This is a genomic window from Stenotrophomonas sp. GW821-FHT01H02A (genome assembly GCF_059422145.1).
This window is the reverse complement of record NZ_JBWKWI010000001.1, coordinates 545,156-570,771: the sequence shown is the minus strand read 5'-3', so window position 1 is coordinate 570,771 and position 25,616 is coordinate 545,156. Positions and strand designations below refer to the sequence as shown.

Annotated in this window: 26 protein-coding genes and 1 tRNA gene; 8 read left to right on the top strand and 19 right to left on the bottom strand. The window is 67.0% G+C overall.

Going from position 1 to position 25,616, the window contains the following annotated elements; translation table 11 throughout:
* Positions 1 to 188: 188 nt before the first annotated feature.
* The 5 genes from AC07WC_RS02715 to AC07WC_RS02695 all read left to right on the top strand — a co-directional run bounded on the left by AC07WC_RS02715 (position 189) and on the right by AC07WC_RS02695 (position 5,797).
* On the top strand, positions 189 to 872 hold the full coding sequence (locus tag AC07WC_RS02715; RefSeq protein ID WP_495208633.1) for a response regulator transcription factor: 684 nt from the start codon (positions 189 to 191) through the stop codon (positions 870 to 872).
* Positions 865 to 2,232: a sensor histidine kinase gene (locus AC07WC_RS02710; protein WP_495208632.1), complete on the top strand. Its 1,368-nt coding sequence runs from the start codon at positions 865 to 867 to the stop codon at positions 2,230 to 2,232. The genes AC07WC_RS02715 and AC07WC_RS02710 overlap by 8 nt, the downstream gene beginning before the upstream one ends.
* A 93-nt stretch (positions 2,233 to 2,325) precedes the next feature.
* Entirely contained in the window at positions 2,326 to 4,425 is a 2,100-nt protein-coding gene (locus tag AC07WC_RS02705) for a TonB-dependent siderophore receptor (RefSeq protein WP_495208631.1), read from the top strand.
* A 56-nt stretch (positions 4,426 to 4,481) separates the two neighbouring features.
* Positions 4,482 to 5,618: a PepSY-associated TM helix domain-containing protein gene (locus AC07WC_RS02700; RefSeq protein ID WP_495208630.1), complete on the top strand. Its 1,137-nt coding sequence runs from the start codon at positions 4,482 to 4,484 to the stop codon at positions 5,616 to 5,618.
* Complete coding sequence (locus AC07WC_RS02695) at positions 5,615 to 5,797, top strand: hypothetical protein (protein ID WP_495208629.1); 183 nt, start codon at positions 5,615 to 5,617, stop codon at positions 5,795 to 5,797. The genes AC07WC_RS02700 and AC07WC_RS02695 overlap by 4 nt, the downstream gene beginning before the upstream one ends.
* 43 nt (positions 5,798 to 5,840) lie before the next feature.
* Here the strand turns inward: AC07WC_RS02695 and AC07WC_RS02690 are convergent, their stop codons facing one another.
* The 4 genes from AC07WC_RS02690 to AC07WC_RS02675 form a co-directional block, all read right to left on the bottom strand.
* Positions 5,841 to 6,719: an SDR family NAD(P)-dependent oxidoreductase gene (locus AC07WC_RS02690; protein ID WP_495208628.1), complete on the bottom strand. Its 879-nt coding sequence runs from the start codon at positions 6,717 to 6,719 to the stop codon at positions 5,841 to 5,843.
* A gap of 86 nt (positions 6,720 to 6,805) precedes the next feature.
* Entirely contained in the window at positions 6,806 to 7,189 is a 384-nt protein-coding gene (locus AC07WC_RS02685) for a YbjQ family protein (RefSeq protein WP_121043079.1), read from the bottom strand.
* Between the two features lie 122 nt (positions 7,190 to 7,311).
* Complete coding sequence (locus AC07WC_RS02680; protein ID WP_495208627.1) at positions 7,312 to 7,608, bottom strand: hypothetical protein; 297 nt, start codon at positions 7,606 to 7,608, stop codon at positions 7,312 to 7,314.
* A gap of 98 nt (positions 7,609 to 7,706) precedes the next feature.
* Positions 7,707 to 9,224: an alpha/beta fold hydrolase gene (locus AC07WC_RS02675; protein ID WP_495208626.1), complete on the bottom strand. Its 1,518-nt coding sequence runs from the start codon at positions 9,222 to 9,224 to the stop codon at positions 7,707 to 7,709.
* Positions 9,225 to 9,384: 160 nt separating this feature from the next.
* Between AC07WC_RS02675 and AC07WC_RS02670 the strand changes: the two genes are divergently transcribed.
* Positions 9,385 to 11,094, top strand: a complete 1,710-nt coding sequence (locus AC07WC_RS02670) for a histidine kinase (RefSeq protein ID WP_495208625.1) — start codon at positions 9,385 to 9,387, stop codon at positions 11,092 to 11,094.
* Entirely contained in the window at positions 11,082 to 11,786 is a 705-nt protein-coding gene (locus tag AC07WC_RS02665) for a LytR/AlgR family response regulator transcription factor (RefSeq protein WP_495208624.1), read from the top strand. Before AC07WC_RS02670 ends, AC07WC_RS02665 begins: the two co-directional genes overlap by 13 nt.
* An 88-nt stretch (positions 11,787 to 11,874) precedes the next feature.
* On the opposite strand, the gene AC07WC_RS02660 is transcribed toward AC07WC_RS02665, so the two are convergent.
* Positions 11,875 to 12,246, bottom strand: a complete 372-nt coding sequence (locus tag AC07WC_RS02660; RefSeq protein ID WP_495208623.1) for a GNAT family N-acetyltransferase — start codon at positions 12,244 to 12,246, stop codon at positions 11,875 to 11,877.
* Positions 12,247 to 12,613: 367 nt separating this feature from the next.
* On the opposite strand from AC07WC_RS02660, the gene AC07WC_RS02655 reads away from it, so the two are divergent.
* Complete coding sequence (locus AC07WC_RS02655; protein WP_495208622.1) at positions 12,614 to 14,383, top strand: hypothetical protein; 1,770 nt, start codon at positions 12,614 to 12,616, stop codon at positions 14,381 to 14,383.
* Between the two features lie 121 nt (positions 14,384 to 14,504).
* Here the strand turns inward: AC07WC_RS02655 and AC07WC_RS02650 are convergent.
* From AC07WC_RS02650 to AC07WC_RS02585, 14 genes are all read right to left on the bottom strand, one after another.
* Positions 14,505 to 14,579 (bottom strand) — tRNA-Val (locus AC07WC_RS02650).
* 65 nt (positions 14,580 to 14,644) lie between these two features.
* Entirely contained in the window at positions 14,645 to 14,998 is a 354-nt protein-coding gene (locus AC07WC_RS02645; protein WP_088432861.1) for a PilZ domain-containing protein, read from the bottom strand.
* Positions 14,995 to 15,954 (bottom strand): DNA polymerase III subunit delta', encoded by a 960-nt coding sequence (locus AC07WC_RS02640; protein ID WP_495208621.1) that lies wholly within the window; start codon positions 15,952 to 15,954, stop codon positions 14,995 to 14,997. Before AC07WC_RS02640 ends, AC07WC_RS02645 begins: the two co-directional genes overlap by 4 nt.
* On the bottom strand, positions 15,947 to 16,615 hold the full coding sequence (tmk, locus tag AC07WC_RS02635; protein WP_495208620.1) for a dTMP kinase: 669 nt from the start codon (positions 16,613 to 16,615) through the stop codon (positions 15,947 to 15,949). The genes AC07WC_RS02640 and tmk overlap by 8 nt, the downstream gene beginning before the upstream one ends.
* Positions 16,612 to 17,673, bottom strand: coding sequence for an endolytic transglycosylase MltG (gene mltG / locus AC07WC_RS02630; protein WP_495208619.1), 1,062 nt, complete (start codon positions 17,671 to 17,673; stop codon positions 16,612 to 16,614). Before mltG ends, tmk begins: the two co-directional genes overlap by 4 nt.
* Positions 17,674 to 17,739: 66 nt before the next feature.
* The gene (locus AC07WC_RS02625; protein WP_495208618.1) at positions 17,740 to 19,095 is read right to left on the bottom strand and encodes an aminodeoxychorismate synthase component I; all 1,356 of its coding nucleotides are present in this window, start codon (positions 19,093 to 19,095) and stop codon (positions 17,740 to 17,742) included.
* Between the two features lie 95 nt (positions 19,096 to 19,190).
* Positions 19,191 to 20,453 carry a beta-ketoacyl-ACP synthase II gene (fabF, locus tag AC07WC_RS02620; RefSeq protein ID WP_421116509.1) on the bottom strand — a complete coding sequence of 421 codons (1,263 nt, stop codon included), beginning with the start codon at positions 20,451 to 20,453 and terminating at the stop codon, positions 19,191 to 19,193.
* A 136-nt stretch (positions 20,454 to 20,589) separates the two neighbouring features.
* Positions 20,590 to 20,829 carry an acyl carrier protein gene (gene acpP, locus AC07WC_RS02615; RefSeq protein ID WP_017357544.1) on the bottom strand — a complete coding sequence of 80 codons (240 nt, stop codon included), beginning with the start codon at positions 20,827 to 20,829 and terminating at the stop codon, positions 20,590 to 20,592.
* A 153-nt stretch (positions 20,830 to 20,982) separates the two neighbouring features.
* A complete protein-coding gene (gene fabG / locus AC07WC_RS02610; protein ID WP_495208617.1) occupies positions 20,983 to 21,726 on the bottom strand; it encodes a 3-oxoacyl-ACP reductase FabG in 744 nt (247 codons plus the stop codon).
* Positions 21,727 to 21,800: 74 nt separating this feature from the next.
* Positions 21,801 to 22,745: an ACP S-malonyltransferase gene (gene fabD / locus AC07WC_RS02605; protein ID WP_261997757.1), complete on the bottom strand. Its 945-nt coding sequence runs from the start codon at positions 22,743 to 22,745 to the stop codon at positions 21,801 to 21,803.
* Between the two features lie 82 nt (positions 22,746 to 22,827).
* Entirely contained in the window at positions 22,828 to 23,610 is a 783-nt protein-coding gene (locus AC07WC_RS02600; RefSeq protein WP_495208616.1) for a BUD32 family EKC/KEOPS complex subunit, read from the bottom strand.
* 75 nt (positions 23,611 to 23,685) lie between these two features.
* The gene (locus AC07WC_RS02595; protein ID WP_495208615.1) at positions 23,686 to 24,663 is read right to left on the bottom strand and encodes a beta-ketoacyl-ACP synthase III; all 978 of its coding nucleotides are present in this window, start codon (positions 24,661 to 24,663) and stop codon (positions 23,686 to 23,688) included.
* Between the two features lie 88 nt (positions 24,664 to 24,751).
* Positions 24,752 to 24,949, bottom strand: a complete 198-nt coding sequence (rpmF, locus tag AC07WC_RS02590) for a 50S ribosomal protein L32 (RefSeq protein WP_017357626.1) — start codon at positions 24,947 to 24,949, stop codon at positions 24,752 to 24,754.
* Positions 24,950 to 25,057: 108 nt separating this feature from the next.
* Entirely contained in the window at positions 25,058 to 25,567 is a 510-nt protein-coding gene (locus AC07WC_RS02585; protein WP_495208769.1) for a YceD family protein, read from the bottom strand.
* Positions 25,568 to 25,616: the final 49 nt, after the last annotated feature.

The following is a 25,616-nucleotide window of genomic DNA, read 5'->3' as shown; positions in this document are numbered from 1 at the left end:
GGACGGGCCGTGGCAGTGGCCAGGCGGCGGAGCGGGAAAGAGCAGGCGGACGGGTCATGCGGTCGGGGGTTCCAGGCGTTCGGGGCGAATATAGAAGGCAGCCCGGGCGATTGCCCGTGAAACATTTTTCATTTGCAGTCCCCGCCGGTGGTTGCGAGGATGCGCTGCACCCCGGACTGAATGTGCCCATGCCGCGCGTACTCACCATCGAAGACGACCTGGTCACGGCGCAGGAGATTGCCATGGAGTTGCGCAGCCATGGATTCGAGGTGGACCAGGTGGCCGATGGCAGCCAGGGACTGACCTTGGCACGCAGCGGTGAGTACGACGTGATCACCCTGGACCGCATGTTGCCCGGCATCGATGGCCTGGCCCTGGTCACTGCCCTGCGCCGCCAGGGCATCACCACCCCGGTGCTGATGATCAGTGCACTGTCCGATGTGGATGAGCGGGTCCGCGGCCTGCGCGCGGGCGGCGACGACTACCTGACCAAGCCCTTCGCGTCCGACGAGATGGCCGCCCGCGTGGAAGTGCTGATCCGTCGCCACGGCCAGCCCCCTGTCGCGGAAAGCCTGTTGCGCGCCGGCGACCTCGAGCTGGATCTGATGACCCGCACGGCCCGCCGTGCCGGCGAGGAGATCGCGCTGCTGCCCACCGAGTTCAAGCTGCTGGAGTTCCTGGTGCGCAATGCCGGCCAGGTGGTGACCCGCAGCATGCTGTTCCAGGAAGTGTGGGGCTATCACTTCGACCCCGGCACCAACCTGATCGATGTGCACATCGGCCGGCTGCGCAAACGCATCGATCAGCCCGGGCGGGAGCAGCCGATCCGGACGGTGCGGGGCACCGGCTATGTCCTGGACGACCATGTCTGACCAGTGGCGCTCCTCCAGCAGCCGGCTGCTCGGCCTGTACTGCGTCCTGTTCGTGGCCTGGTCCAGCGTACTGCTGGGGGTGATGTACTGGCGGGTCTCGGACTACCTCAATGACCTGTCCGAATCCGGGCTGCAGCAGCGCGCGCATCTGTTCGTCAAATTCGAGGGCCAGGCGCTGGATGATGCATTGCGCGACAGCCTCCGCTATGACCTCCACCAGGTCTACGCGTATGGCATTTTCAGCGCGTCGGGTCGGCCGTTGGCCGGGCCACTGGTGGCCATCCCGGCCGGGCTGCATCTGGACGGGCGTGCACAACCGGTGGACGGCTGGGTACTGAACGAGGGCGTGCGCAGGGAATCCGGCCGCGCACTCGGCGTGGAAACACGGGATGGTCGCCTGCTGGTGTTCGTCCGCCAGAACGGCAAGCTGACCGCGGTCAACAGCATCATCCTCGATGCACTGTTGTGGGGCGTGTCGCTGACCATCATTCCCGGCGTGGCCGGCTGGCATATCCTGCGCCGGCGTCCGCTCAAGCGGATCCAGCAGATCGAGGCCGCCACCAACCGCATCATCGCCGGCGATCTCGGCCAGCGCCTGCCGGTGTCCGGGCGCCCCGATGAGATCGACCGCCTGTCGAGCATCGTCAATGCCATGCTCGAGCGCATCGAGCAGCTGATGACCGAGGTCAAAGGCGTGTGCGACAGCATCGCCCACGATCTGCGTACGCCGCTCACCCGCCTGCGCGCGCATCTCTACCGCACCCGTGTCGGGCTGGACGAGGACGATCCGCGCGCCGCCCAGCTGGACAAGGCGCTGTCCGAAACCGACCGGCTGATGGCGCGTTTCGGTGCACTGCTGCGCGTCTCCGAACTGGAAAGCCACCAGCGCCGCTCCGCCTTCGTCGAGCTCGATGCCGCCGAACTGCTGCAGGAACTGCACGAGTTCTACCTGCCACTGGCCGAGGAGAAGGACCAGCAGCTGCTGCTGGAGATCGATCCGCAGGTGGATACGCTGTGGGGCGACCGCGAGCTGCTGTTCGAAGCGCTGGCCAACCTGCTTTCCAACGCGCTGCACTTCACCCCGGCGCGGGGCCGGATCGTGCTGCGCGCGGTGGAGGATCACGGCGCACCGCGCATCGATGTGATCGACAACGGCCCCGGCATTCCTGCGCAGAATCGCAGCCTGATCTACCAGCGCTTCTTCCGCGGCAGCAGCGGCGAGCCCACCGAGGGCTTCGGCCTGGGCCTGTCAATCGTGGCCGCGATCGCGGGCCTGCACGGCTTCCGGGTCCGCGCCGGGGATGCCCCCGGGGGTGGCGCATGGCTGAGCATCCGCTGCGCGGCCGAGGGCCTTCGCTGAACGAAGGAAGGGGCGATTGGAGGGTGAGAATCATTTGTATTCCCACTCCGCATCCGGATAATCCGTCGCGACCGCCTTTCCGGACCCTTCCCGATGCCTGCCTCGCTGCCGTGCCGCCGCCCGCTGCTGTTCATGTTTGCCGTCCCGACCCTGCTGGCCTCTGCCCTCGCCCAGGCCCAGCAGGCTGACGCCGCCCGCACCATGGACGCGGTAACGGTGGTGGCCGAGCGCGCCAGCACCGCGACCAAGACCGATACCCCGCTGACCCAGACCCCGCAGGCGATCAGCGTGGTCACCAGCGGCCTGTTCACCGACCGCGGCGCGCACAACCTGCAGGAAACCCTGCGCTACAGCGCCGGCATCACCGCCGATGCCTACGGCCTGGATACCCGCAGCGATGGCAGCACGGTGCGCGGCCTGGATCCGGTCCAATACCTGGATGGCCTGCGCCGCAGCTACGGCTTCAACCCGATGGCGCGCACCGAGGTGTACGGGCTGGAGCGGGTGGAAGTGCTGCGTGGCCCGTCCTCGGTGCTGTACGGCGCAGGCGCCACCGGCGGCATCATCAACGCCATGACCAAGCGCCCGACCTTCGGCGACATCGGGGGCGAGCTCGGCGTGCAGCTGGGCAACTTCGACCGCCGGCAGTTCCAGGCTGACGTCGGTGGCGCGCTCAACGACGCCGGCACCATCGCCGGCCGCGTGGTCGGCCTGGTGCGCGACGCCGGCATGCAGACCGACGGCGTCGACGATGACCGCATCTACATCGCGCCCTCGATCAGTTGGCGCGGCGAGCGCAGCACCCTCACCCTGCTGGCCAGCTACCAGCACGACAGGACCGCCTCCAGCCAGCAGTTCCTGCCGGTGGTGGCCACCCTGAACGCGCCGGCCGGCCGGCCGCGCCTGGACCCGTCCACCTTCCTCGGCGACCACGACTTCGACACCCTCGATTCGCGCGTCTACAGCGTCACCGCGTTGTTCGACCACAGCTTCAGCGACACCGTCAGCCTGCGCTCGTCGGTGCGTTACCTCGATGGCAGGACCGAGTTCCGCGAGCTGTATCCGGACACCTACAGAAACCCGCTGGATCCGTTCATCGATGCCGACAAGCGCGTGGTCAACCGCAACGCCTACGGCGTGCGCCCGGACGTGCGCGTGCTGACCAGCGATACGGCGTTCCAGTTCGACTTCGCCACCGGTGCGTTCCAGCACCTGCTGCTGGCTGGCGTGGACTACACCGACTACCGGGAGGAATCGGCCGGGCTGGATGCCACGCCCACGCCGATCGACATCTACACCCCGGTCTCCACCGGCGTGACCATCAACGGCTGGAACGCCCTGCCCGACCAGCGCACTACCCAGCTGGGCGTGTACGTGCAGGACCAGATCCGCTGGGCCGATCGTGTCTCGCTGGTGCTGGGCGCACGGCGTGACCATGCGCGCAGCAAGACCGAAGGCCTGCCCAGCCAGACCGACAATGCCACCACCTACCGCGCTGGCCTGATCGGCGACGTCGGCGGTGGCGTGTCGCCCTACATCAGCTACAGCGAATCGTTCCTGCCGGTGAATGGCCAGGACAACTACGGCAAGGCGTTCGTGCCGATGCGCGGCCACCAGGCCGAGGGCGGCGTGAAGTGGCAGCCGGCCCGCAACATGCTGATCACCGCCTCGGTGTATCGCATCACCGAGACCAACCGCCAGACCAACGATCCCGAAGACGTGCTCAACGTCATCCAGACCGGTGAGATCCAGTCCAAGGGCGTGGAGCTGGAAGGCCAGTTCCAGTTCGCGCGGGACATCACCCTGACCGCCGCCTATGCGCGCAACAAGGCCAAGGTGACCAAGAGCAACTTCGCCCTGGAAGTGGACCAGCGCCTCAACGACACGCCGCAGGAACTGGCCTCGGTGTGGCTGGCCAAAGGCTTCCAGCTCGATGATGCCGCCCGCCTGCGCATCGGCCTGGGTGGACGCTATGTCGGCAACACGCAGTCGCTGGGCTATGGCGGCTTCATCCGCACGCCGAGCTACACCCTGGTCGATGGCCTGTTCGAGCTGCAGGTGACCGACTGGACGATGGCGTTGAACATCACCAACCTGAGCGACAAGAAATACTTCGCCCCGTGCCGCAACTTCGGTGACTGCTTCACCGGCAACCCGCGCACCGTGACCGGGACCATCAGCTACCGCTTCTGAGTTCCGCCACCGTTCCTGCAACACCGTGTGCCTCCAGCCATCGCCAGAGAGCCTTCATGCAACGTGCCACCATCAAGACCTGGTTCGTCATCCACAAGTGGACCAGCCTGGTCTGTACCCTGTTCCTGCTGCTGTTGTGCCTGACCGGCCTGCCGCTGGTGTTCGGCGAAGAGATCGCGCACCTCAGCGAGCCGGAGGTGGCCACCACGGCGGCCGATGCCACGCCGCGTGATCTGGACGCGCAGGTGCGCACCGCGCTGGCGCAGTATCCCGGCGATGTGCCGCTGTTCGTCGGCTGGGATCCGGACGCACCCACCGTGTACGTCAACACCGGTGCACGTCCGGACACCCCGCCACCGCAGATGCACACCGCGCTGCTGCACGCGACCACCGGCGAGGTACTGCCGGCCGCGCAGTTCAACGAAGGCGTGATGTACTTCCTGTACCGCCTGCACACCGATCTTTTCCTCGGCCTGCCCGGCATGTTGTTCATGGGCGCGATGGGGCTGTTGTTCGCGGTGGCGATCATCTCCGGCCTGGTGCTGTATGGCCCGTTCATGCGCAAGCAGCGCTTCGGCACGCTGCGCACCGGCCGCAACCGCCGCCTGGCCTGGCTGGACCTGCACAACGTGCTCGGCATCGTCACCCTCGGCTGGGCACTGGTGGTGGGCATCACCGGTGCCATCAATACCATCGCCAAGCCGCTGGAACAGGCCTGGCAGAGCGAACAACTCGGCGAGTTCGCGGCCCGCTACGCCGGGCAGCCACGGCCGGATACGCTGGCGTCGCTGCAGGCCGCCGTGGACACCGCACGCGCCGCCGAGCCCGGCATGCGCCCGGCCTTCGTCAGCTTCCCGGGCACCGGCTACAGCGGCGACCACCACTATGGGGTGTTCATGCAGGGCAGCACCGCCCTCACCGAGCGCCTGTACCGCCCGGTGCTGATCGATGCCAAGACCGGCGAACTCACCGCGCAGCCGCAATTACCGACCTACATGAGCGTGCTGCTGCTGAGCCAGCCGCTGCACTTCGGCGACTACGGCAAACTGCCGCTGAAAGTGCTGTGGGCGCTGCTGGATCTGCTCACCATCGCGGTGCTGATCAGCGGCCTGTACTTGTGGGTGAAGCGTGGCAGTACCGACGCACGCGTCAGCGAGATCGAGCGCGCCGCGCAGAACGGCGGTGCCGCATGAGCGCGCCGCTGAAACCACCGCGCAGCCCGTTCATCGCCCCGGCGTGGATCGCACTGGCCAGCGTGGTCGGGCTGGTCAGCGCGCTGATCGGCGACGGGGTGTTCGACGTGATCTCATGGCTGGTATTCGCCGCACTGATCGCGCTGGTGGTACGTGCGTGGGTGAAACGCACGCGCTGAGCCGGCGCGGGTGCATCCGCACAGGACGCGCAGGTGCGTGGCGTCAGCGGGGCTCGACAGCCGGCTTGGCAATGCCGCGCCACTGCGCGGCGATGTCCTCGACACTGCGGGCGGAGACTGCCTGCAGATCACGTGGGTAACTCACCCCCTCGGCCTCGGCCAGTCGGGTGGCATGGAACTGCCCGTTGCTGGCACGCAGGATCCAGCCGCCCTCGTTGCAAGCGCGCGAGGCCAGGAACACGACGCCAGGCGCCACGCTCTCTGGATGGAGCTCATCCGGTTCGCCGTCCACGCCCCACATGCGGGTCTTGGCCACCGGCGACACGGCATTGACCACGATGCCGTGCGCCTCGCCCTCGGCTGCCAGTACGTTGACGATCCCGACCGCCGCCGATTTCGCCGCTGCATACGCAGCCAGCCCATGCTGCACGTACTGCGGGTACAGCGCGCGGTCGGAGGTGGTCAGCACGATGCGGCCATGCCCCTGCGCCTGCATCGTCGGCCATGCGGCCTGCACCAGCCACAGCGGCGCCTTGGCCGCCACCGCCATCATGTGGTCGAAACGTTCCTCGTCCACCGCGTCGATCTGCTGGTACTCGACCCAGCCCGCGTTGTGCAGGATCACGTCCAGACGGCCGTGTCGCTGCAGAATGCCACCGACCAGGGCCGCGGCCTGACTGCGCGTATCGATGCCATGATGGCTGGCCTCGACAGCGAGGCCCTCTGCGCGCAGGCGCGCGACCGCCTGATCGATCCGCTGCGGATCGGCACCGATGCCATCCCGCCCGGCGCCCACATCCTGCATCACCACGTGCGCGCCGCGCTGTGCGAGCAACCGGCTGTAGGCGAAGCCGAGGCCACCTGCGGCGCCGGTGACCAGGGCAATCTGCCCGGCGAAAGAGAGTGTGTCATTGATCGTCATGTGGACAGCATCCGCCATGGGCAGTGCGGATGCCAATACCGATGACAGCTTGCTGCGATACTCAGGGCGTATCGCACGCGAGAACCTTAGACGTGCGTCGGCTCGACGATCACCGCGGTGCCATAGCACAGCACTTCGGTCAGCCCGGTCATCACGTCGGTAGCGTCATAGCGCATCGCGATGATCGCGTTGGCACCCAGCAGCCGCGCATGGTTGGACATGTCCCGGTAGGTCTCTTCGCGCGCCTGCTCGCACAGCTGCGTATAGATGGTGATATTGCCGCCGAAGATGGTCTGCAGGCCACCGAGGAAGTTGCCCACGATCGAACGCGAACGCACGGTGATGCCACGTACCACGCCCAGGCTGCGCACCACGCGGAAACCGGGCAGTTCCATCGCCGTGGTCACCATCGCATCATCGAGCCGGGTTGCAGGGCCTGCGCGGCCACCGCTGTTGTAAGGATCCGCCATTGCTGCCTCTATCCAGGTTGAGTGCATCGGTCAGGCCAGCGCGCAGGGTGCGGCTGGAGCTGGCGGAAGGATAGCGCCAAGGCCAGCACGGATGCGATGCCCCTGGCCTTCCAGCAGCGCGCCTAGACCCTACCGAGCCTGACCACCTGGTACACCGCCACGTTGCGCGCGGCCAGCGCCCGCACCACCTCGGGAATCAGCTGCATCGGCAAGTCCACTTCGTAACCCTGTGGACGCGCGTGCAGCAGGGAGGCGTCGAATTCAAAGGCAGGATGGTCGCTGGCGCGCTCGACGAGAAACGTGGTGATCGCATCGCGCGCGACGCCCTCCCACTCGCCCACTTCGAAATACACCCGGTACAACGTGTCACCGTAATCGTCGGGCGTGCCGTGCACGGGTGCCAGCGCTGAATCGGTCATCGCGTCCTCCTGGGTGGGCGCAAGCGCCGGGACCAGCCGAAACCATACACCTCGGCCGGTCCACAGCGCCTGCACACGGCCACACGTCCGGGCAGCCCTCAGCGCCGCCGCGGATCCACCAGGTCGCTCTTGCTCCTGGCGAATACCGGTGGCCCCACGTCCAGCTCAGCATCCCCCACCGCCCGCCCGGCCAGGAAATCGGCGATGCCCGCGGCGATGGCCGGATTGCCCAGCCACATCTCATTGTCATGACTTGCGCCGCGCACCAGCAGCGTGCGGCGGTCGCTGAACCCCGGCCGCAGCCCCTCGGCGTTGGCCGGCGGGGTGCGTCCATCCAACGTGCCACTGATGAACAGCACCGGCACGTCGCTGCGCAGCGGGCCGCGGAAGGCGTCGCCGAGATCGATCAGTCCCAGCCCATCCCCGAGCGCCGGGAACGGGAAGTTCAGTGCATCGCCGAACAGACTCTCGCGTGCCTGCGCCTCGGCCAGCGCGCGGCGCTGTGGGCTCTGCCCGGAGGCCACATCCATCGCCAGCGGCATCGCGCCATAACTGCCATGCTCACTGCGCAGCAGCAGGACCATCGCCGCCAGCAGGTCGTAGTCGCCGTTCTCGGCCTCGCGCAGGATCAGCGGCAGCCACTGCTGGGTCATCCGGCGCCCGAGGCAGGCGGTGATCGCCAGCTGCGCGTCGTACGCCCCGATCATCACCGGTTTGCCGCCATGCATGACACTGCGGCCCTGACGCGGCTGCTCGCGCAGGGCTGCCAGCACGCGCGTGGCCGAGCCGGTCAGATCGTCGAATCCGGCCCCCTTCGCCAACGCGCCCAGCTCCGCCAGCAGCGCGTCGGCCGACAGCGGCAGCTTCAACGTGTCGTCAGGCCCTTCGGTGCCCATCAGCACCACCCGGTCGAGACCGGCACCGTGCAGGCGCACCGTGGCCAGCGCCAGATGGGTGCCGTAGCTCATGCCCCACAGGCTGATCTTGGGCACCTTCAACGCATGCCGCAGGTCCTCCAGGTCGCCGGCACTCTCGGCGGTGGTGTAGGCGCCCAGATCCACGCCTGCTTCCCGCCAGTACGCTACGCAGCGGGCGGCCACGTCACGCAGCGCGGCCAGTGCAGCATCACGCTGCAGCGGCTGTGCATCGTCGAACGTGTGCTCGTGCGGGCACGGCGGCGGCGGCTCGGACTCACCCGCCCCGCGCTGGTCGAGCAGCAGCACGTCGGTTTCGCGCCGGACCTGATCGAACACCGGCCAGCGCGGTCCGCGCCCGGTGCCGATCCCCGAACCACCCGGGCCGCCAGCCAGATAGACCACCGGTGCGGCGCGGCCATCGCCACCATTCGCCGGCAGGCGCACCACCCGCAGGCGCATGCGCGGTCCGTTGGGGTCTGCGTGCCGACGCGGCACCTCCAGGTAGCCCGCTTCGGCCGCGATGGTGCCGTGCTTCTGGGTCTCGAACGCATAGGGAGTGAACACCAGCGGCGCCGGCGCATCACTGGCCAGCACGGGCGACGCGCCGACGAGGGCGAGGCACAGCGCCGCCCACCGCGTCATCCGCAGGTGCCGGCCGGAAGGAGAAGAACGGAACAGCAACAGCGGGACGTTGGACATGACGGACTCCGGGCAGGAGGAAGGGCGAACCGGGCGCCGACGGGCGGCGCATGCACTGCGCCGCCAGCATCACCTCGCCCAATGCAACCGGGGAGCGCCCGTCCGCCGAACAGCTCCAGGCGGTGGTCCAGTGACTCCGTGCAACCGATACGATGGGCCCATGCAGATCCCACGCACCCTGACCGCCCTCGCCGTCCTGCTCATCGCGGTCGCTGCATGGCTGCTGCTGGCCGCACCTCCGCCGGGCGTTCGCTACTACGAACCCCGGGAAATGGCGATCGCCACGCTGGGCGCTGATGGCGCATTACCCACCGCACCACCGACAACAGTGGAGTGGCAACCGGCCAACCAACGCGAGCTGGTGCAGTGGCATGGCCCTTACTGGCTGCGCTGGCGCGTGCCTGCGCCGCCAGCCCACGACGCGGCCGACCGTGCCCTGCGCATCTCGGTGCGCGCCGCCAGCCAGCCCCTCTGGAACGGCCAGCCGTTGGCTGCCAATGGCAAAGTCGGCCGCAATGCGCACGAAGAGCAGCCGGGACAGGTGGACATCATCCGCGTGCTGCCGCCCTCCTCGCCCGGCAGCACCGATGCGCTGGTGCTGCTTGCCTCCAGCCATCATCAGTGGCTCACGCCGCGCGGCGCGGATGCCTTCGTTGCCGTCGGGCCAGCCGCTTCGATCTACGGCCACGGCTTCGGACCGTGGTTGATCGCCGCCCTTGCCACCGGTGCACTCGGCGCGGCGTGCCTGTACTTCCTCGCCGCACAGCGCGGCCGCCCGCGTGTGCCGGGCGCGCGCCTGCTGCTCGCCTTGGGCGTCGTCGGCCTTGCGCTACCCGTGGTCGAAGCATGGCGGCCGCTGGTCGGGTATGCCTACCCGTGGCACGGTCCGCGGCTGCTGATGCTGCTTCTGCTGCACCTCGCCGCAGCGATCCTGCTGCCGGCTTACCTGGTGCGTCGTTTCGGGGTCGCGGTACCGAAGACAGCGCGCGTCGCCTATCTCGCCACCTTGCTGGCGCTGGCGGCCTTCGTGCCCAGCTTCGATGGCCGCGGCGCCGCGCTGCTGCTGCTCAGCCTGCTGACCTCCGCCTGCGTGCTGCTGCGCGCCCGCAGCGAAACGGACGAGCGCTGGCCGATCCTGACCTTGGTCGTGGCAGGTGCGCTGGCCGTGCCCTTGGCCGGCGGCATCTTCCTCGATGGCCCCTACTTCCTGTTCCTGGCGGTGCTGATGGGCTTTCTGCTGATCCGCCACGCCGCCCAGCTGCGGATGCTGGACCACCACAACGCGCAGCTGCGCGAAGAGCGCACCCACCTCTCGCTGCAACTGCTGCAACGGGGCATCCACCCGCATTGGCTGATGAACACCCTCACCGGACTGCAGGAACTGATCGAACAGGCGCCGATGCGCGCCAGCCATCTTGTCGAATCCCTGGCCGAGCAGTTCGACCGCCTGCGCGAAAGCAGCACCCGCCCCAGCGTGCTGCTGGAAGAAGAGCTGGCGCTGTGCCGCAACCACCTGGACATCGTCGGACTCGCGCTGGATCGCCACATCGGTTTCGAGGTCGAGGGCGAGCACACCGGCCTGTGGCTGCCGCCCGGCGTGCTGCATGCGCAGGTCGAGAATGCCCTCACGCATGCGGGGGCGATGGCGTGTGCCGGGCATCCGTTCCACCTGCGTATCCAACGCGAGGGCGACCGTTGGCTACTGGAACTGCGAAGTGCACGCGGCACTGCCCCGCATCGCGGGCAAGGCACGGGCACCCGCTACATCGAGGCAAGCCTGGCCGCCACCTGCCCGGAAGGCTGGTGCTTTGAACAAGGTCCCGATGGCAATGACTGGTACGGCCGCATGGAGCTGACATGCGCATCCTGATCGTCGAGGATGAACTGCTGGTCCGCCAGCGGCTGATGCGGTTGTGCACCGAACTGGCTGGCAGTCGCGCCCGATTCGATGCCGTGTCCGACCTGGACGCCGCGGGTGACCGGCTGCAGCGCCGCGTGTATGACGGCCTGCTGCTGGATTTGAATCTGGGTGGGGAGGATGGTTTCGACCTGCTGAAGCGCGTGGTGGCTGGCCGATACCACTGCGTGGTGGTCTCCGCGCATCGGGAGCGGGCGCTGGAGGCGTTTGAGCATGGGGTGCTGGATTTTGTGCCCAAGCCTTTCTCTCGCGAACGGCTGGGGCAAGCGCTCGAGCGGCTGCTGGATGTTGGGCGGTATCGGTCCGGGGCGGCGCGTTACCTGGGCATCTGGCATGCGCAGGGGACGGCGATGGTGGAGCTGGCCGATGTGCTCTGGATTCGCGCTGATGGGGACTACAGCGAAGTACGTTTGCGCGATGGGCGGAGTGAGCTGCATGACAAATCGCTGGCGAGTCTCACTGCCGTGCTACCGCCGGACTTTGTGCGCTGCCACCGGTCGTATCTGGTCAATCTGACGCATGTGCGGACGCTGCATGCTGCGTCGGGAAGTCGGTATTGGCTGGTGTTGAATGATGGGGCTGAGGTGCCGGTGGGGCGGGCGTTTGTTGAGGAGATTCGTAGGATCATCGGGTCGACCGGTTGAATCGAGGTCCACAACGCGGCACGTAGCACACGAGCACAATTTCCCCATGCATCGCTGGTTTGACTGCACGCTCCGGCGACCGGTAAGTCTACGGCGCGAAAGCCACTTCCCACTTGCCGTACGGCGTCAGTCCGAGAGACTGTGCAAGTGCATTCGATGCAACGTTGTCACACTGGCAGCGGTACTGCGCCCCATATCCACGGCTCTCAGCATGACCAACCATGGCTCGCACCAACGAAGTTGCCAGGCCCATGCCTCGCGCACGAGGCATGGTCAGTACGCCCATATCGGCAATGGCTGCGCCGCCCCATGGATAGATGCTGGCCACCGCCAATAGTTGCGACTCAACGAACGCGCCGAATGTCGCCCAGTGCCCTAGCTCTACAGACGCGTCATCCTGGTCATCTACCGAGATCTGCGACATGAATTCATCGAACAGCGACGCATCATCAGAGGCCAACTGGCGCACCTCAACCGCGTTGCCGCTGCGCGCGGGCGGCAATCCGGTAGCTGCCACGTGGTAGATGACATCTGGCGCATGCAGTTCGACTGCCGGCAGTGTGCAGCGCCTCGCGCAACCACTGCAGCGAGACCGGCGGGAGGTCCGAAGCAACGCCCAATGTGGAGGCCGTGTTTGGGGAAATGGCGGCGCGCGTGCTGCCATTGGCAGGGATCATGATCATTGCCCGTCGCTCATCGGTGAGGCTGGGGTTTATGACGAGACTGAAGCTGTCCCGAGTAGACACACGGATGCCCGACTCAAAGAGTTCATTCCAATATAGAGCAACAGCGGAAGCACGTTGGTACATTTTGACTCCACAGTTTGCTTGAAGAGTTCGATTCTGCATCGTTGGAAGCAGTTGCTAACATTGCAAGCTACTCCTCCCTGGAAGGACGTCGCCCGCATGCCTTTCCTCCCGGCGTTTCGCCGCGTCGCAGCGCTGACGCTCGTGGCATTGCCGGCCTGCCCGTTTGCTACCTTATCAGCGGCGGAGCCTGTTTCTGAGACCAGCGCCTTCATCCACCCCATCAACAATGCCGAAGACGCCCCCCTGGTAGAACTGGGCAGCAACGGCCTGCTGCGCTATGCCTTGTACTCCGAACGCGGTAGCGATCACGCGCGCAACATCGTCCCCGACTTCTCCCGCGCCGGCTATCAGGGCGGCGGCGTCAGTCTGCCCACGCGCTCCAGCATTCCCGTTATGGAGGTCCTTGAGCCAAACGCCGAGGGTGACGACTATCCCCGCATCCAGGTTGCCATCGACGCGGTCGCCGTGCGTGTCCAGGATAGCCGGGGCCTGCGCGGCGCTGTTCTGCTGCGGCGCGGCCACTATAGGTTGAGCAAGACGCTGATCATCCGGGCCAGCGGCGTAGTTCTGCGCGGTGAAGGTCGAGGTGCCGACGGCACGGTGATCCGCTCCGAAGTCAGCGATCGGCAGGGCAGGATTCTTGAAGTGGGCAGCAGCGAATCCGCGGTCCCCCGCGCAGCGTTGGACGCACGCCGGACCGCCATCACTATGGACTACGTGCCAGTGGGGGCGATGCGGATCACGGTAAAGTCCGCAGCGGGCTATCGCGCAGGCGATACCGTATCGATCGCGAGGGAACCCAATGCGCGCTGGGTCGGCCCCGAGGGCATCGATACCGCGCGATACCGGTGGACGGCCAGCGACTACGCCATGTACAGCGAACGCGTCGTCACCGCGATAGACCGTGACACGATCACTCTCGATGCCCCGATCGTGGATGCCATCGAGGCCCGGTTCGGTGGCGGCAGCGTCTATCGCACGGACCCGATCCGTATCTCCGAGGTCGGCATCGAAGACCTCTGCCTAGAGGGTAACCCCGAGACCGGCACAGTCAACGGCACCGCCGATTCCGGCCCCTTTACCGCGCTCCGCCTGGGTGCAATCTACAACTCATGGGTTCGCGACGTGACCGTGCGTTATGTGTCGCATGGATTCGTGACCCGCAACGGCGCGCAGTTCAACACCTTGCAGGACATCGTCTATCTCGACCCGAGGTATGGCGAGACCCAGGGGGCTCGCCGCTATGTGTTCCTGTACGAGGGCAACGCCGCCTTCAACGTGATCCAGCGCTGCTACAACCAGGGCGGCAGGCATACCTTCGTCATCGGCGCACGGGTACCCGGGCCCAACGTATTTCTTGACTGCCTCGCCGTCGGCGACAGCAACGACAGTGGCCCCCATCACCGCTGGTCCACCGGCACGCTGTACGACAACACCAAGGGATACATGCTGCGGGCACAGAACCGCCGGTACAGCGGCACGGGGCACGGTTGGGCGGGCGCGCAGCAGATGTTCTGGAACACCGAGCACGACATCTACGTGGTCCAGGCGCCGGCCTTCGCGATGAACTGGAGCGTGGGACAGGTGGGCGCCATCGCACCCGGGAAATTCCCGCCTGAGGAGCCTGCGGGGATCGTGCAGTCGGTGGGCCAGGTGGCGACACCTCGCAGCCTGTATCTGCAGCAGTTGCGTGATCGTCTGGGCGAACAGGCGGTGATCAACGTCACCACTGAAGCGCAACGTGACGGACGTATCTGGGACAGCCTGGCAGCTGGTTCGGGGGAATAGCGCTCGCATCAGAGAGAGCTGGCAGCCATCGCTTTGACGATCAGCTCTGCGGTAAGCGGCAGGTGGAGGGCACAACCCAACAAAAAAGCCCCCGTTTCCGGAGGCTTTCTCGACTGAATCATGGTGGGCGGTACAAGGTTCGAACTTGTGACCCTTGCCGTGTGAAGGCAATGCTCTACCGCTGAGCTAACCGCCCGATGCTGCTGAGCCGCTCATTATAGGGCGGCAAATTTGGACGTCAACGGTTTCGCCGAAATTTCTTCACATCGTGTGCGTGGGCTTGTCCGCGGTCAGGATGCCGGCCAGCAGGGTCTCGATCCGGTGGCGGACGGTCTCCCCTTCCGCGCCGTCGGCCAGCTGCACGCCGATGCCTGCCGCGCGGTTGCCCTGGGCACCGGCGGGGGTCACCCAGATCACCTTGCCGGCCACCGGCAGGCGCTCGCTGGAGTCCGGCAGGGTGAGCAGCAGGAACACCTCATCGCCCAGGAAGTAGCGCTTGGGCGTGGGCACGAAGATGCCGCCGTTCTTCACGAACGGCATGTAGGCGCTGTACAGCGCGGCCTTGTCCTTGACGGCAAGGGACAGGATGCCCTGTCGGGCGTTGGTGGCGCTCATGCTCTATTCCCCTTGGCGTGCCGTTCGTTGACCTTTCCCCAGGCCAGCAGCAGCTCCACCACCGCAAGATCGGCGCGCACCGTGGTGCGCAGCAGGTCGCGGGTGCGGTTGGCCGCATCGAACCAGGCGGCCAGCTTGTGCAATCGATCGGGATCGGTCAAGCCACCGCCGGTGGCCTGGGCCAGGGCGAGATCGGCGGCGTGGCGAAGGCGCAGGGCGGCGTTGTCGTCGGCGGTCCAGCGCTGGGCCAGTTCCACCGCGCCGGAGCGGCCGGCAACAAGCGCTTCCAGGTCGGTGGCGACCTGGCGGCGCAGGGCCAGGCCGTCGTCGCGCAGCCACTGGTCGGCCAGGCCGGGGTGGCCGCGGGCGGCGTCCAGGGCTTCGCGGGCGCTGGCCTCGCTGTGGCCCAGGGTCTGCAGCCAGGCGAGGGCTTCCTCGCGCGGCGGCAGCTTGAACTCCAGGCGCTGGCAGCGGCTGCGGATGGTGGCCGGCAGGCGCGCAGGGTCGGCGCTGATCAGCCACAGGTAGCGGCCGGGCTGCGGCTCTTCCAGGGTCTTGAGCAGGGCGTTGCAGGCAGCGCGGTTGATGGCGTCGGCGGGATCGACGATCACCACCTGGGCCACGCCGTACTGCGGGGTCAGCGAGAGTTTCTGCGAGATCTCGCGGATCTGCTCGATCACGATCTCGGTGCGCAGCTTGTCGCCGGATTTGTTGGGGATGAACGAGATCCGCTGCAGGTCCGGGTGGGTCCCGGCGGCCAGCAGCTGGGCGCTGCGCTTGGCGGCGGCAGGCTCGCCCTGCCCCAGCACGTGCTCGGCCAGCCGCAGTGCGACGCCCAGCTTGCCCAGGCCGGCCGGGCCGCAGAACAGCAGGCCATGGCCGAGGCGACCGGCGTCGAGCGCGGCCACGGTCTGGTCATAGGCGCGCTGCTGCCAGGGGGAAAAGGGTTCAGCCACGTTCCGGCTCCTGTGCCAACCATGCCTCCACGGCCGCCACCACCGCGCCGGCGACGTCGGCCTGGTCCTGGCTGGCGTCGATCAGGCGGTAGCGTGCGGGGTCTTCGCTGGCACGCTGGCGGAACACCGCGCGCACCCGCTGGAAGAAATCATCGTGCTCGCTTTCGATCCGGTCCGGCCACAGGTCGCGGCCGTTGGCGCGCGCACGGCCGACCGCCACGTCCACGTCCAGCAGCAGGGTCAGGCCGGGCAGCAGGCCGACGGCGCGGCGCTCCAGATCGGCGATCCACGCCGGGTCCAGGCCGCGGCCACCGCCCTGGTAGGCATAGCTGGAATCGGTGAAGCGGTCGCACAGCACATAGGCGCCGCGCTGCAGCGCCGGGGCGATCACCTGGCGCACGTGCTGGGCGCGGGCGGCGAAGACCAGCAGCAGCTCGGCCTCGGCCGAGAGCGGCTCGGCGGCGATCTCCGCGTCCGGCTTGAGCACCAGCGCGCGGATGCGCTCGGCCAGGGCGGTGCCACCGGGCTCGCGGGTCAGCACCACCTCGTGCCCGCGCCCCTGCAGGGCCTCGCGGATCGCGTTGATGGCGGTGGTCTTGCCGGCGCCCTCGCCCCCTTCCAGGCTGACGAAATGCGGGTGCCGGTGCAGCGCGGGACTCATTGGGGTGCGGCCTCGTTGGTGCGTTTGCTGCGCAGTTGCTGCAGGTAGCGGGCAACGGCGGCGTTGTGGTCGGTGTAGTTGGCCGAGAAGATGTGCGCGCCACTGCCGTCGCCCACCGCCACAAAGTACAGCGCGTCGCCCTTGGCCGGCTGCGCGGCGGCATGCAGCGCATCGCGCCCGGGCATGGCGATCGGGGTCGGGGTCAGGCCGGCGCGCGTGTACGTGTTGTACGGCGTATCGGTGGTGAGGTCGCGCTTGCGGATGTTGCCGTCGTAGCTGCTGCCGATGCCGTAGATCACGGTCGGGTCGGTCTGCAGCCGCATGCCGATCTTCAGGCGGCGCATGAACACCCCGGCGATCTGCGGGCGCTCGCTGGGCAGCGCGGTTTCCTTCTCGATGATCGAGGCGAGGATCAGCAGCTCATACGGCGAGTTCAGCGGCAGGTCGTCCACGCGGCTGTCCCACGCGGCGGTGAGTTCTTTTTCCATCGCGGCATGGGCGCGCTTGAGCACGTCGATGTCGCTGTCGCCGCGCTGGTAGACGTAAGTCTCGGGCAGGAAGCGGCCTTCCGGGTGTTCGCCGGGGAAGCCGATCGCCTTCATCAACGCGGCATCGTCCAGCGCATCGGTGGTGTGCACCAGCGGATCGGCACGCTTGAGCGCAGCGCGCAGCTGACGGATGTTCCAGCCTTCCACGATGGTGACGCGGTGCTGCAGGACGCGGCCCTGGCGCATGCGGGTCAGCAGCTCGCGCGGGGTCAGCGCCGGATCGAGCGCGTATTCACCCACTTTGAGCTTGCCGGCCGCGTCGAGCTGGCGCGCCAGCAGCTGCCACTGGGTGTCGCTGCCTTCGTCCACGCCGGCCTGGCGCAGCTTGCCGAGCACGGTGCTGAAGCCATCACCGGAGGCGATCACCACGCTCTCCGCACTGGGTGTGACCGGCGCATCGGCGAACGCGCCCTGGCGATGCCAGAACCATGCGCCTGCGGCCGCGACCAGCAGGGCCAGCACCAGCAACACGGCCAGTACGGCCAGACATCCCCGTTTCGTACCCGCCATGGTCACCTCGAATCAAATTCTTCGCCGCGCAGCATACCGCGCGGGTACTGCACACCGCCAAACGGTTCAGGCATCGCTGCCCAGCGCACGCAGCAGGCCACGGGCCTTGGCGCGGGTTTCGTCCAGCTCCTTGTCGGCCACCGAATCGACCACGATCCCGGCCCCGGTGCGGAAGCTGGCGGTGTCGGCGGCCACTTCAGCGGTGCGGATCAGGATGTTCAGGTCCAGGTCGCCATCGCGGTTCAGCCAGCCGAACGCGCCGGTGTAGGCACCGCGCGCGGTCTGCTCCAGCTCGGCGATGATCTGCATGCAGCGCACCTTCGGGCAGCCGGTGATGGTGCCGCCGGGGAAGGTCGCGGCGATCACCTGGCCGGGGCTGACATCCTCGCGCAGGCGGCCACGCACGTTGCTGACGATGTGGTGCACGTGGGCGTAGCTCTCTACGGTCATCAGCTCATCCACCTCCACGCTGCCCGGTGCGCAGATGCGGCCGAGGTCGTTGCGCTCCAGATCGATCAGCATCACGTGCTCGGCGCGCTCCTTGGGATGGCCGACCAGTTCCTGGATCCGCGCGGCATCGTCATCGCCGGCAAAGCGCGGCCGGGTGCCGGCGATCGGGCGGGTCTGCACGTCATCGCCATGCACCGAGACCAGGCGTTCAGGCGAGGAACTGACCACTGCCCTGCCCTGCGCCATGAACAGACCGGCGAACGGCGCGGGGTTGGCCACGCGCAGCTGCGCGTACAGCGCCTGCGGCGAGAGCGCCTCGGCGAACTGCGCGTTCCAGCGCCGCGAGAGGTTCACCTGGAACACGTCGCCCGCGCGCAGGTAATCGATCACCTTGCCGACGCCGTCGGTGAAGCGCGGTGGCGCGTCTTCGCCGATTGCCACCGGTGGCTGCCACGTCGGCAACGGGGCCAGCGCGGCGGCCGCGGCAAGGTCGTCCTGCAGGGTCTGCAGCAGCGCGGCCTCGTCGGTTTCGCACACGGCATGGAACTGGCCGAGCACGCGGTCGTGCAGCACGGCCGCCGGGCAGCGCAGCGCCAGCGCCGACGGCAGACCATCGGCGCGCGCCGGCAAGGCCAGCACCGCTTCGATCTGGCCGGCCAGTTCGTAATCCAGCATCAGTGCCCAGCCACCACGGAACGGCAGCGTCGTCTCTTCGCGCGGCAGCCGCAGCGCGGCCCAGTGCGCGTCCAGCACCTCGAGGAAGCGGCCGTCATGCGCCACGCCATCGGCATCACGCACCACGCCGTCGGCGTGCAGCGCGAGCGCTTCACCGTTGCCCATCAGCAGCAGGTCCCAGCGCCCCTGCGCGGTGCCCGAGGCGGTGGACTCCATCAGCAGCGGGTAGCGCTGCGGGGCCAGGCGCTGCAGGGCCAGCAGGTCGGTGGTGGCGGGCAGCGGAAGCGTCTGGAACATGACAGGACACCGGAAGGACGCGCAGCGTGCGCGGGGGCCAGATACACCAAGGCCGCCATGATGGCGGCCCGGGTGGGGATACACGGAACGTGCGGTCAGACGCGCTTGAACACCAGCGTGCCGTTGGTGCCGCCGAAGCCGAAGCCGTTGGACATCACCACATCGACCTTGGCCTCGCGTGCGGTGTTGGGCACGTAATCCAGGTCGCAGCCTTCGCCCGCTTCATGCAGGTTGATGGTCGGCGGGATGATGTTGTCGCGCAGCGCCAGCACCGAGAAGATCGCCTCCACGCCGCCGGCCGCGCCGAGCAGGTGGCCGGTCATCGACTTGGTGGAGCTGACCATCATCTTGTAGGCGTGGTCGCCGAAGGCGGTCTTCATGGCCATGGTTTCGCCCAGATCGCCCAGCGGCGTGGAGGTGCCGTGCGCGTTGAGGTAACCGACCTGGTCCGGGGTCACGCCAGCGTCCTTCAACGCCATCGTCATGCAGCGTGCCGCGCCTTCGCCGTTCTCGCTCGGGGCGGTCATGTGGTACGCATCCGAGCTGGCGCCGAAACCGGCCAGCTCGGCATAGATGCGTGCGCCACGTGCCTTGGCGTGTTCGTACTCTTCCAGGATCAGGATGCCGGCACCGTCGCCCAGCACGAAGCCGTCGCGTTCCTTGTCCCACGGGCGCGAGGCTTCCGCCGGCGCATCGTTGCGGGTGCTCATGGCCTTCATCGCGCAGAAGCCACCCAGGGCGGTCGGCGAGGAGCCGCGCTCGGCACCACCGACCACCATCACGTCCGCATCGCCGTACTGGATCATGCGCATCGCGGTGCCGATCGAGTGGTTCGAGGTCGCGCAGGCGGAGACCGCCGAGAACGACGGGCCCTTCAGGCCGGTGATGATGCTCAGCTGGCCCGGGAGCATGTTGATGATGGTCTTGGGCACGTAGAAGGGCGAGATCTTCTTGCCCTCGTGGAAATCGATGGTCTGCTCTTCGATGCCCAGCAGGCCGCCGATGCCCGCGCCGACGATGGCGCCGACGCGCTCGGCGTTGCCGTCGGTGATTTCCAGGCCCGAATCGTTCAAGGCCATGAAGGCGGCACCGAGGCCGTAATGAATGAACGGGTCCATCTTCTTGGCGTCCTTGCCAGTGACCCGGAATTTGCCGAACTGTTCGTTGTCGGCGGTGATGTCGAAGTCCCTGACCTCACCTGCGATCTTGGTGGTGAAACGGTCCAGGTAGGACTGCGAAACGTTGGTCAGCGGACCGATGCCGGAACGGCCTTCGGTGATGCCCTTCCAACTGCTGGCCATATCATTGCCCAATGGCGAGACCATGCCCATGCCGGTAACGACGACGCGACGCTTCATTGCAGATTCTCCTGACCCGGGTGTTGCGGGTATCACGCGGTATAACGCTCAAAAGCACAGGGCCGCAAGCGCGGCCCCATGGGTTTGCCGCACGCGGTCGCGGCAATCGCCACGGCCGCGCGCGAGCCGCCTGACATCAAGCCTTGACGTGGGCGTTGATGTAGTCGATCGCAGCCTGCACGGTGCTGATCTTTTCGGCTTCTTCGTCCGGGATTTCGCACTCGAACTCTTCTTCCAGCGCCATCACCAGTTCAACGGTGTCCAGCGAGTCAGCGCCCAGGTCATCGACGAACGATGCGCTGTTGGTGACTTCCTCTTCCTTGACGCCAAGCTGTTCGACGACGATTTTCTTGACGCGTTCTTCGATGGTGCTCATTGGATATCGCTCCAGATGGAGTAGTGGTTCAAAAATGACGCCATCCGGTGAGGGATGACCGTGGGATAGTGTAGTGGAAACCAGCGACACCTTGCATTGCAGCAAAACATCAAACGGATCAACCACTTGCGGCGCATTCCTTGCGCCACATGCTTACGGCATGTACATGCCGCCGTTCACATGGAGGGTTTCGCCGGTGATGTAGCTGGCCGAAGGACCGGCCAGGAACGCCACCGCGTTGGCGATATCGGACGGCTCGCCGAGCCGCTCCAGGGCGATCGACTTGACCAGGCCGGTGCGCTGCTCTTCCGGCAGGGCCTTGGTCATGTCGGTGTCGATGAAGCCCGGCGCGACCACGTTGACGGTGATCCCGCGCGAGCCGATTTCCTTGGCCAGCGACTTGGAGAACGCGATGATGCCGGCCTTGGCCGCGGCGTAGTTGGCCTGGCCGGCATTGCCGGTCACGCCGATCACCGAGGCGATGTTGATGATGCGGCCCTTGCGCGCCTTCATCATGCCGCGCATGACGGCCTTGGAGGTGCGGAAGACGCTGGTCAGGTTGGTGTCCAGGATCGCCTGCCAGTCTTCTTCCTTCATCCGCAGCAACAGGTTGTCGCGGGTGATGCCGGCGTTGTTGACCAGGATGCTGATGGCGCCGAATTCCTTGGCGATACCGTCCAGCACGGCCTCCAGCGCAGCACTGTCGGTGACGTTCAGCGCGCGGCCGTGGCCACCCACGGCAGCCAGCCGTTCGCCGATGGCGGCGGCACCGGCGTCGGTGGTGGCGGTGCCGATGACGGTCGCGCCCTGCGCGGCCAGTGCGTCGGCGATCGCGGCACCGATACCCCGGCTGGCGCCGGTGACCAGTGCGATTTCACCCTGAAGGGGCTTGCTCATCTCATTTCCTCGAACGGGACCGGCCTGGCCGGTCTGGCGCGACGCCAGTCCAGCACGGGCACGATCGGAAGACATCAGGCGGCCCAGGTCTCGCGGGCCGTCTCGAAATCGGCGGGCGTGGACAGTGTGCGCGCGTCCAGCGATTTGTCGATGCGCTTGATCAGTCCGCTCAGCACCTTGCCCGGGCCGCATTCGGCCACGCGGGTGACGCCGCGGGCGGCCAGCGCCTGCACGCACCCGGTCCACTGGACGGGCAGGTACAGCTGCTGGACCAGGGCCTGGCGGATGGCATCGACGCCGTCATGCACGCGGGCATCGACGTTCTGCACGACCGGCAGCGCCGGGGCGCGCCAGTCCAGGCCGGCCATGGTTTCGGCCAGGCGGTTGGCGGCTTCGCGCATCAGCGGGGTGTGCGAGGGCACGCTGACGGCGAGTTTGACGGCCTTGCGGACGCCCTTCTCGGCGAGCAGCGCCAGCGCGCGGTCCACGGCAGCGGCGTCGCCACCGATGACGATCTGGCCGGGCGAGTTGTAGTTGGCCGGGACGACGACCTGGCTGCCGGCGGCCTGCTCGCAGACCTCCACGACCAGGGCGTCTTCAGCGCCGAGCACGGCGGCCATGGCACCCACGCCGGTCGGGGCGGCTTCCTGCATCAGCTGGCCGCGCAGGCGCACCAGATGGGCGCCGTCACGCAGCGACAGCGCACCAGCGGCGACCAGGGCGGTGTACTCGCCCAGGCTGTGGCCGGCCAGGACGGCCGGCTTGGCACCGCCAACGGCGTTCCAGGCGCGCCAGACGCCAATGCTGGCGGCCAGCAGGGCCGGCTGGGTGTACTCGGTGCGGTTGAGCATTTCCTCCGGGCCGCCCTGGGAGAGGGCCCAGAGGTCGACACCGGCGCCGTCGGAGGCCTCGGTGAAGGCCTCGCGGATCTGCGGGTGCAGCTCGGCCAGTTCGGCCAGCATGCCCAGCGACTGCGAGCCCTGGCCCGGGAACACGAATGCGAGATTGGTATCGGTCACGCGATCATCCGCCTGCAAAAATCGAACGGCGAATGATAAAGGGGAACGTCTCCCTTCGTCTGTACTGCCGCGTATGTGGGGCTCAGGTGAACAGCTGCAGGATGTCCAGATCGCCATCGCTGAAGAAGTCGATGCAGATCACGGCCAGCATCAGCACGCCCAGGGTGGTGGCACCGTGGACGATCAGGATGGAATGGGCCAGTGCGCGGGCGGAGCGCCCCATCTTCATGCTGTACCGGGCCAGCCCCTGCAGGCGGCCGGTGACGTCGTGGGCATGGGCGAGGACCGGCGCTTCGGCGCCGTCCATGGCCTGCGCCATGAGACTCTGCAGCTGCTGCGGGCGGTCTTCGTAATACTTGGCCACGCCGTAGCCGAACATCAGCCAATCACGGGCCTGGGCCTGGGCGAGGTCCATCACTTCGAGCGGGTCTTCTTCGAAATCGATGAAGCCGATCTCCTTGCCGTCCCAGGTCAGGTTGCGCGGCAGCGGCTGGCCGAAATACGCGCCCTTGCGGTGGGCCTGGGCGATGGCGTTCATCGCCGCGGACACAAGGCGGTCGCGACCGGCGTCGTCGGCTTCGCGCAGGCAGGTGTTGAACGAGGAGCCGTTGTCGCCCAGCACCAGGGCGGCGTGGCCGCTGCCGATCACGCTGGGGACGTTGACGCCCTGGGCCTGCAGTTCGGCCAGGCGACGGGCTTCGGTTTCGCGGGCAGCGTCGCCACCGCGGTGCGGCGGCGGGCGCAGGGCATCAAGCTGGAAGCGGCGGGCGATGAAGTTCAACAGCCCCAGCGCGACCACGCGGCTTCCTTCGCCGTACTGCTTCAGCCAGGCGCGCTGCCCTTCAATGACGATGGGCTCAACCATGACAGTTCTCCTGAAATGCTTACGGCCCCGTAATGGGGCCGTAACGACAGCGTCACGTTGTCGTAACTGACGCTATCAATAGCGCAGCAGAGCAGAACCCCACGTGAAGCCGCCGCCGAAGGCTTCCAGCAGCAGCAGCTGGCCGCGCTCGACGCGGCCGGAGCGGACCGCATGGTCCAGCGCCATCGGCACCGAGGCCGAAGACGTATTGCCGTGCTTGTCGACCGTCACCACCACCTGGTCCATGGACATCTCCAGGCGCTTGGCGGTGGCTTCGATGATCCGCAGGTTGGCCTGGTGCGGGATCAGCCAGTCCAGGTCGGCCTTGGTCAGCGCATTGGCTTCCAGGGTTTCATCGACGACCGAGTCCAGCGCCTTCACGGCGTACTTGAACACGTCGTTGCCCTTCATCAGGATCGCGCCGCGGGCATTCTCGCCTTCGCCGAAGCCTGCCGAGACGCCCACCGGGTTCCACAGCAGTTCTTTCTTGCTGCCGTCCGAATGCAGATGGGTGCTGAGGATGCCGGTGTCTTCGTCGGCCTTGAGCACGACGGCGCCCGCGCCATCGCCGAACAGCACGCAGGTGGTGCGCTCGGTCCAGTCGACGATACGGGTCAGGGTTTCCGCACCGATGACCAGCACATGGCGTGCATCACCGGAACGAATGAATTTGTCGGCCACGCTCAACGCGAACACGAAGCCCGAGCAGGCGGCGTTGACATCGAAGGCGGGGCAACCGCTCGCACCGAGCTTGGCCTGGATCAGGCACGCGGTGGAGGGGAAGATCAGATCGGGGGTGGTGGTTCCCACCACGATCATGTCGAGCTGCGAAGCGTCGATACCGGCCGCTTCAAGCGCACGTACCGCGGCGTGGTAGCCGAGGTCGCTGGTGGTCTCGCCTTCGGCCGCAATATGCCGTTCGCGGATACCAGTGCGCGATTGAATCCACTCATCGCTGGTGTCGACCATTTTCTCCAGATCCTGGTTGGTCAACACTTTTTCGGGCAAATAACTACCAGTGCCCGCGATCCTCGAGTAGATCCGCTTGCTCATTGCATGTCCTGTAGCACGATCACCAAACGTGGTGATCGGGAAGAATGGGGTAAAGGCCGCCGCCCGACCGGGCAGCGGCCTTCACAAATCAATCTTCTTCGACGGCCGAGTTCGACTTGGTCGTGATCACCTTCTTGCCGCGGTAGAAACCGTCAGCGGTGATGTGGTGACGCAGATGCACTTCACCGGTGGTCGGATCGGTGGACAGCTGCTTGGCGCTCAGGGCGTCATGCGCACGGCGCATACCGCGGCGGGACGGGGTGACACGGGATTTCTGCACAGCCATGGGATTGCTCCAAACTCGGTTCGTTTTGCTTCGTCGTATCGTCGCGCAGGACGCCAGCGCCCAGCACAGTTTTCGCTTTCGCCGCAGCCGCCGACGACAATCCGGCTGCTATTGTTTTTTCAGTGCCGCCAACGCCGCGAACGGATTGGCCTTGCTGATTTCTTCTTCGGTCGGTGCCCAGTCCTTGTCCACTGCCTCGCCATCGGGAGACAACGGCACGACGGGCACGGCCAGGACGAGTTCGTCCTCGACCAGTTCCAGCGGTCGCAGCATGCCGTCTTCCGGCACCAGCCACGGTTCCCACCCTTCCGGCAGCGAGGATTCTTCCTCTTCGCTGCGGATCAGGCCGAGCCGCTGCACCATCGAAACCGGCAACAGGAAACGCTGCAGGCTGCGCTGACAGATCAGCGGCAGCGCGGTGTCGATGGACAGTTCAACATAGGATACCCGCAGGATGTCGTCGTGCGCGAATTCCAGTGCATACGTGCACTGACCTTCGGTATCGGCAACAAGGCCTTGCAGGCGGGTCAATTGCGCTAGATCCACCTGGCCATCGAAGCGCCTGCGCGCTGCGACCATCCGCCAAGCATCCAGCATTTCGGGCACGTTTGCGGACATAAGCCGCTGAATGTTAAGGATCGTCCGGGCCGCTGTCAAATGCATGCGC

What these genes read in the sequence shown, in the direction of transcription:
- AC07WC_RS02715 (WP_495208633.1), top strand. Translation starts at nt 189, where the DNA reads ATGCCGCGCGTACTCACCATCGAAGACGACCTGGTCACGGCGCAGGAG.
- AC07WC_RS02710 (WP_495208632.1), top strand. Translation starts at nt 865, where the DNA reads ATGTCTGACCAGTGGCGCTCCTCCAGCAGCCGGCTGCTCGGCCTGTAC.
- AC07WC_RS02705 (WP_495208631.1), top strand. Translation starts at nt 2,326, where the DNA reads ATGCCTGCCTCGCTGCCGTGCCGCCGCCCGCTGCTGTTCATGTTTGCC.
- AC07WC_RS02700 (WP_495208630.1), top strand. Translation starts at nt 4,482, where the DNA reads ATGCAACGTGCCACCATCAAGACCTGGTTCGTCATCCACAAGTGGACC.
- AC07WC_RS02695 (WP_495208629.1), top strand. Translation starts at nt 5,615, where the DNA reads ATGAGCGCGCCGCTGAAACCACCGCGCAGCCCGTTCATCGCCCCGGCG.
- AC07WC_RS02690 (WP_495208628.1), bottom strand. Translation starts at nt 6,719, where the DNA reads ATGACGATCAATGACACACTCTCTTTCGCCGGGCAGATTGCCCTGGTC.
- AC07WC_RS02685 (WP_121043079.1), bottom strand. Translation starts at nt 7,189, where the DNA reads ATGGCGGATCCTTACAACAGCGGTGGCCGCGCAGGCCCTGCAACCCGG.
- AC07WC_RS02680 (WP_495208627.1), bottom strand. Translation starts at nt 7,608, where the DNA reads ATGACCGATTCAGCGCTGGCACCCGTGCACGGCACGCCCGACGATTAC.
- AC07WC_RS02675 (WP_495208626.1), bottom strand. Translation starts at nt 9,224, where the DNA reads ATGTCCAACGTCCCGCTGTTGCTGTTCCGTTCTTCTCCTTCCGGCCGG.
- AC07WC_RS02670 (WP_495208625.1), top strand. Translation starts at nt 9,385, where the DNA reads ATGCAGATCCCACGCACCCTGACCGCCCTCGCCGTCCTGCTCATCGCG.
- AC07WC_RS02665 (WP_495208624.1), top strand. Translation starts at nt 11,082, where the DNA reads ATGCGCATCCTGATCGTCGAGGATGAACTGCTGGTCCGCCAGCGGCTG.
- AC07WC_RS02645 (WP_088432861.1), bottom strand. Translation starts at nt 14,998, where the DNA reads ATGAGCGCCACCAACGCCCGACAGGGCATCCTGTCCCTTGCCGTCAAG.
- tmk (WP_495208620.1), bottom strand. Translation starts at nt 16,615, where the DNA reads ATGAGTCCCGCGCTGCACCGGCACCCGCATTTCGTCAGCCTGGAAGGG.
- mltG (WP_495208619.1), bottom strand. Translation starts at nt 17,673, where the DNA reads ATGGCGGGTACGAAACGGGGATGTCTGGCCGTACTGGCCGTGTTGCTG.
- AC07WC_RS02625 (WP_495208618.1), bottom strand. Translation starts at nt 19,095, where the DNA reads ATGTTCCAGACGCTTCCGCTGCCCGCCACCACCGACCTGCTGGCCCTG.
- fabF (WP_421116509.1), bottom strand. Translation starts at nt 20,453, where the DNA reads ATGAAGCGTCGCGTCGTCGTTACCGGCATGGGCATGGTCTCGCCATTG.
- acpP (WP_017357544.1), bottom strand. Translation starts at nt 20,829, where the DNA reads ATGAGCACCATCGAAGAACGCGTCAAGAAAATCGTCGTCGAACAGCTT.
- fabG (WP_495208617.1), bottom strand. Translation starts at nt 21,726, where the DNA reads ATGAGCAAGCCCCTTCAGGGTGAAATCGCACTGGTCACCGGCGCCAGC.
- AC07WC_RS02600 (WP_495208616.1), bottom strand. Translation starts at nt 23,610, where the DNA reads ATGGTTGAGCCCATCGTCATTGAAGGGCAGCGCGCCTGGCTGAAGCAG.
- AC07WC_RS02595 (WP_495208615.1), bottom strand. Translation starts at nt 24,663, where the DNA reads ATGAGCAAGCGGATCTACTCGAGGATCGCGGGCACTGGTAGTTATTTG.
- rpmF (WP_017357626.1), bottom strand. Translation starts at nt 24,949, where the DNA reads ATGGCTGTGCAGAAATCCCGTGTCACCCCGTCCCGCCGCGGTATGCGC.
- AC07WC_RS02585 (WP_495208769.1), bottom strand. Translation starts at nt 25,567, where the DNA reads ATGTCCGCAAACGTGCCCGAAATGCTGGATGCTTGGCGGATGGTCGCA.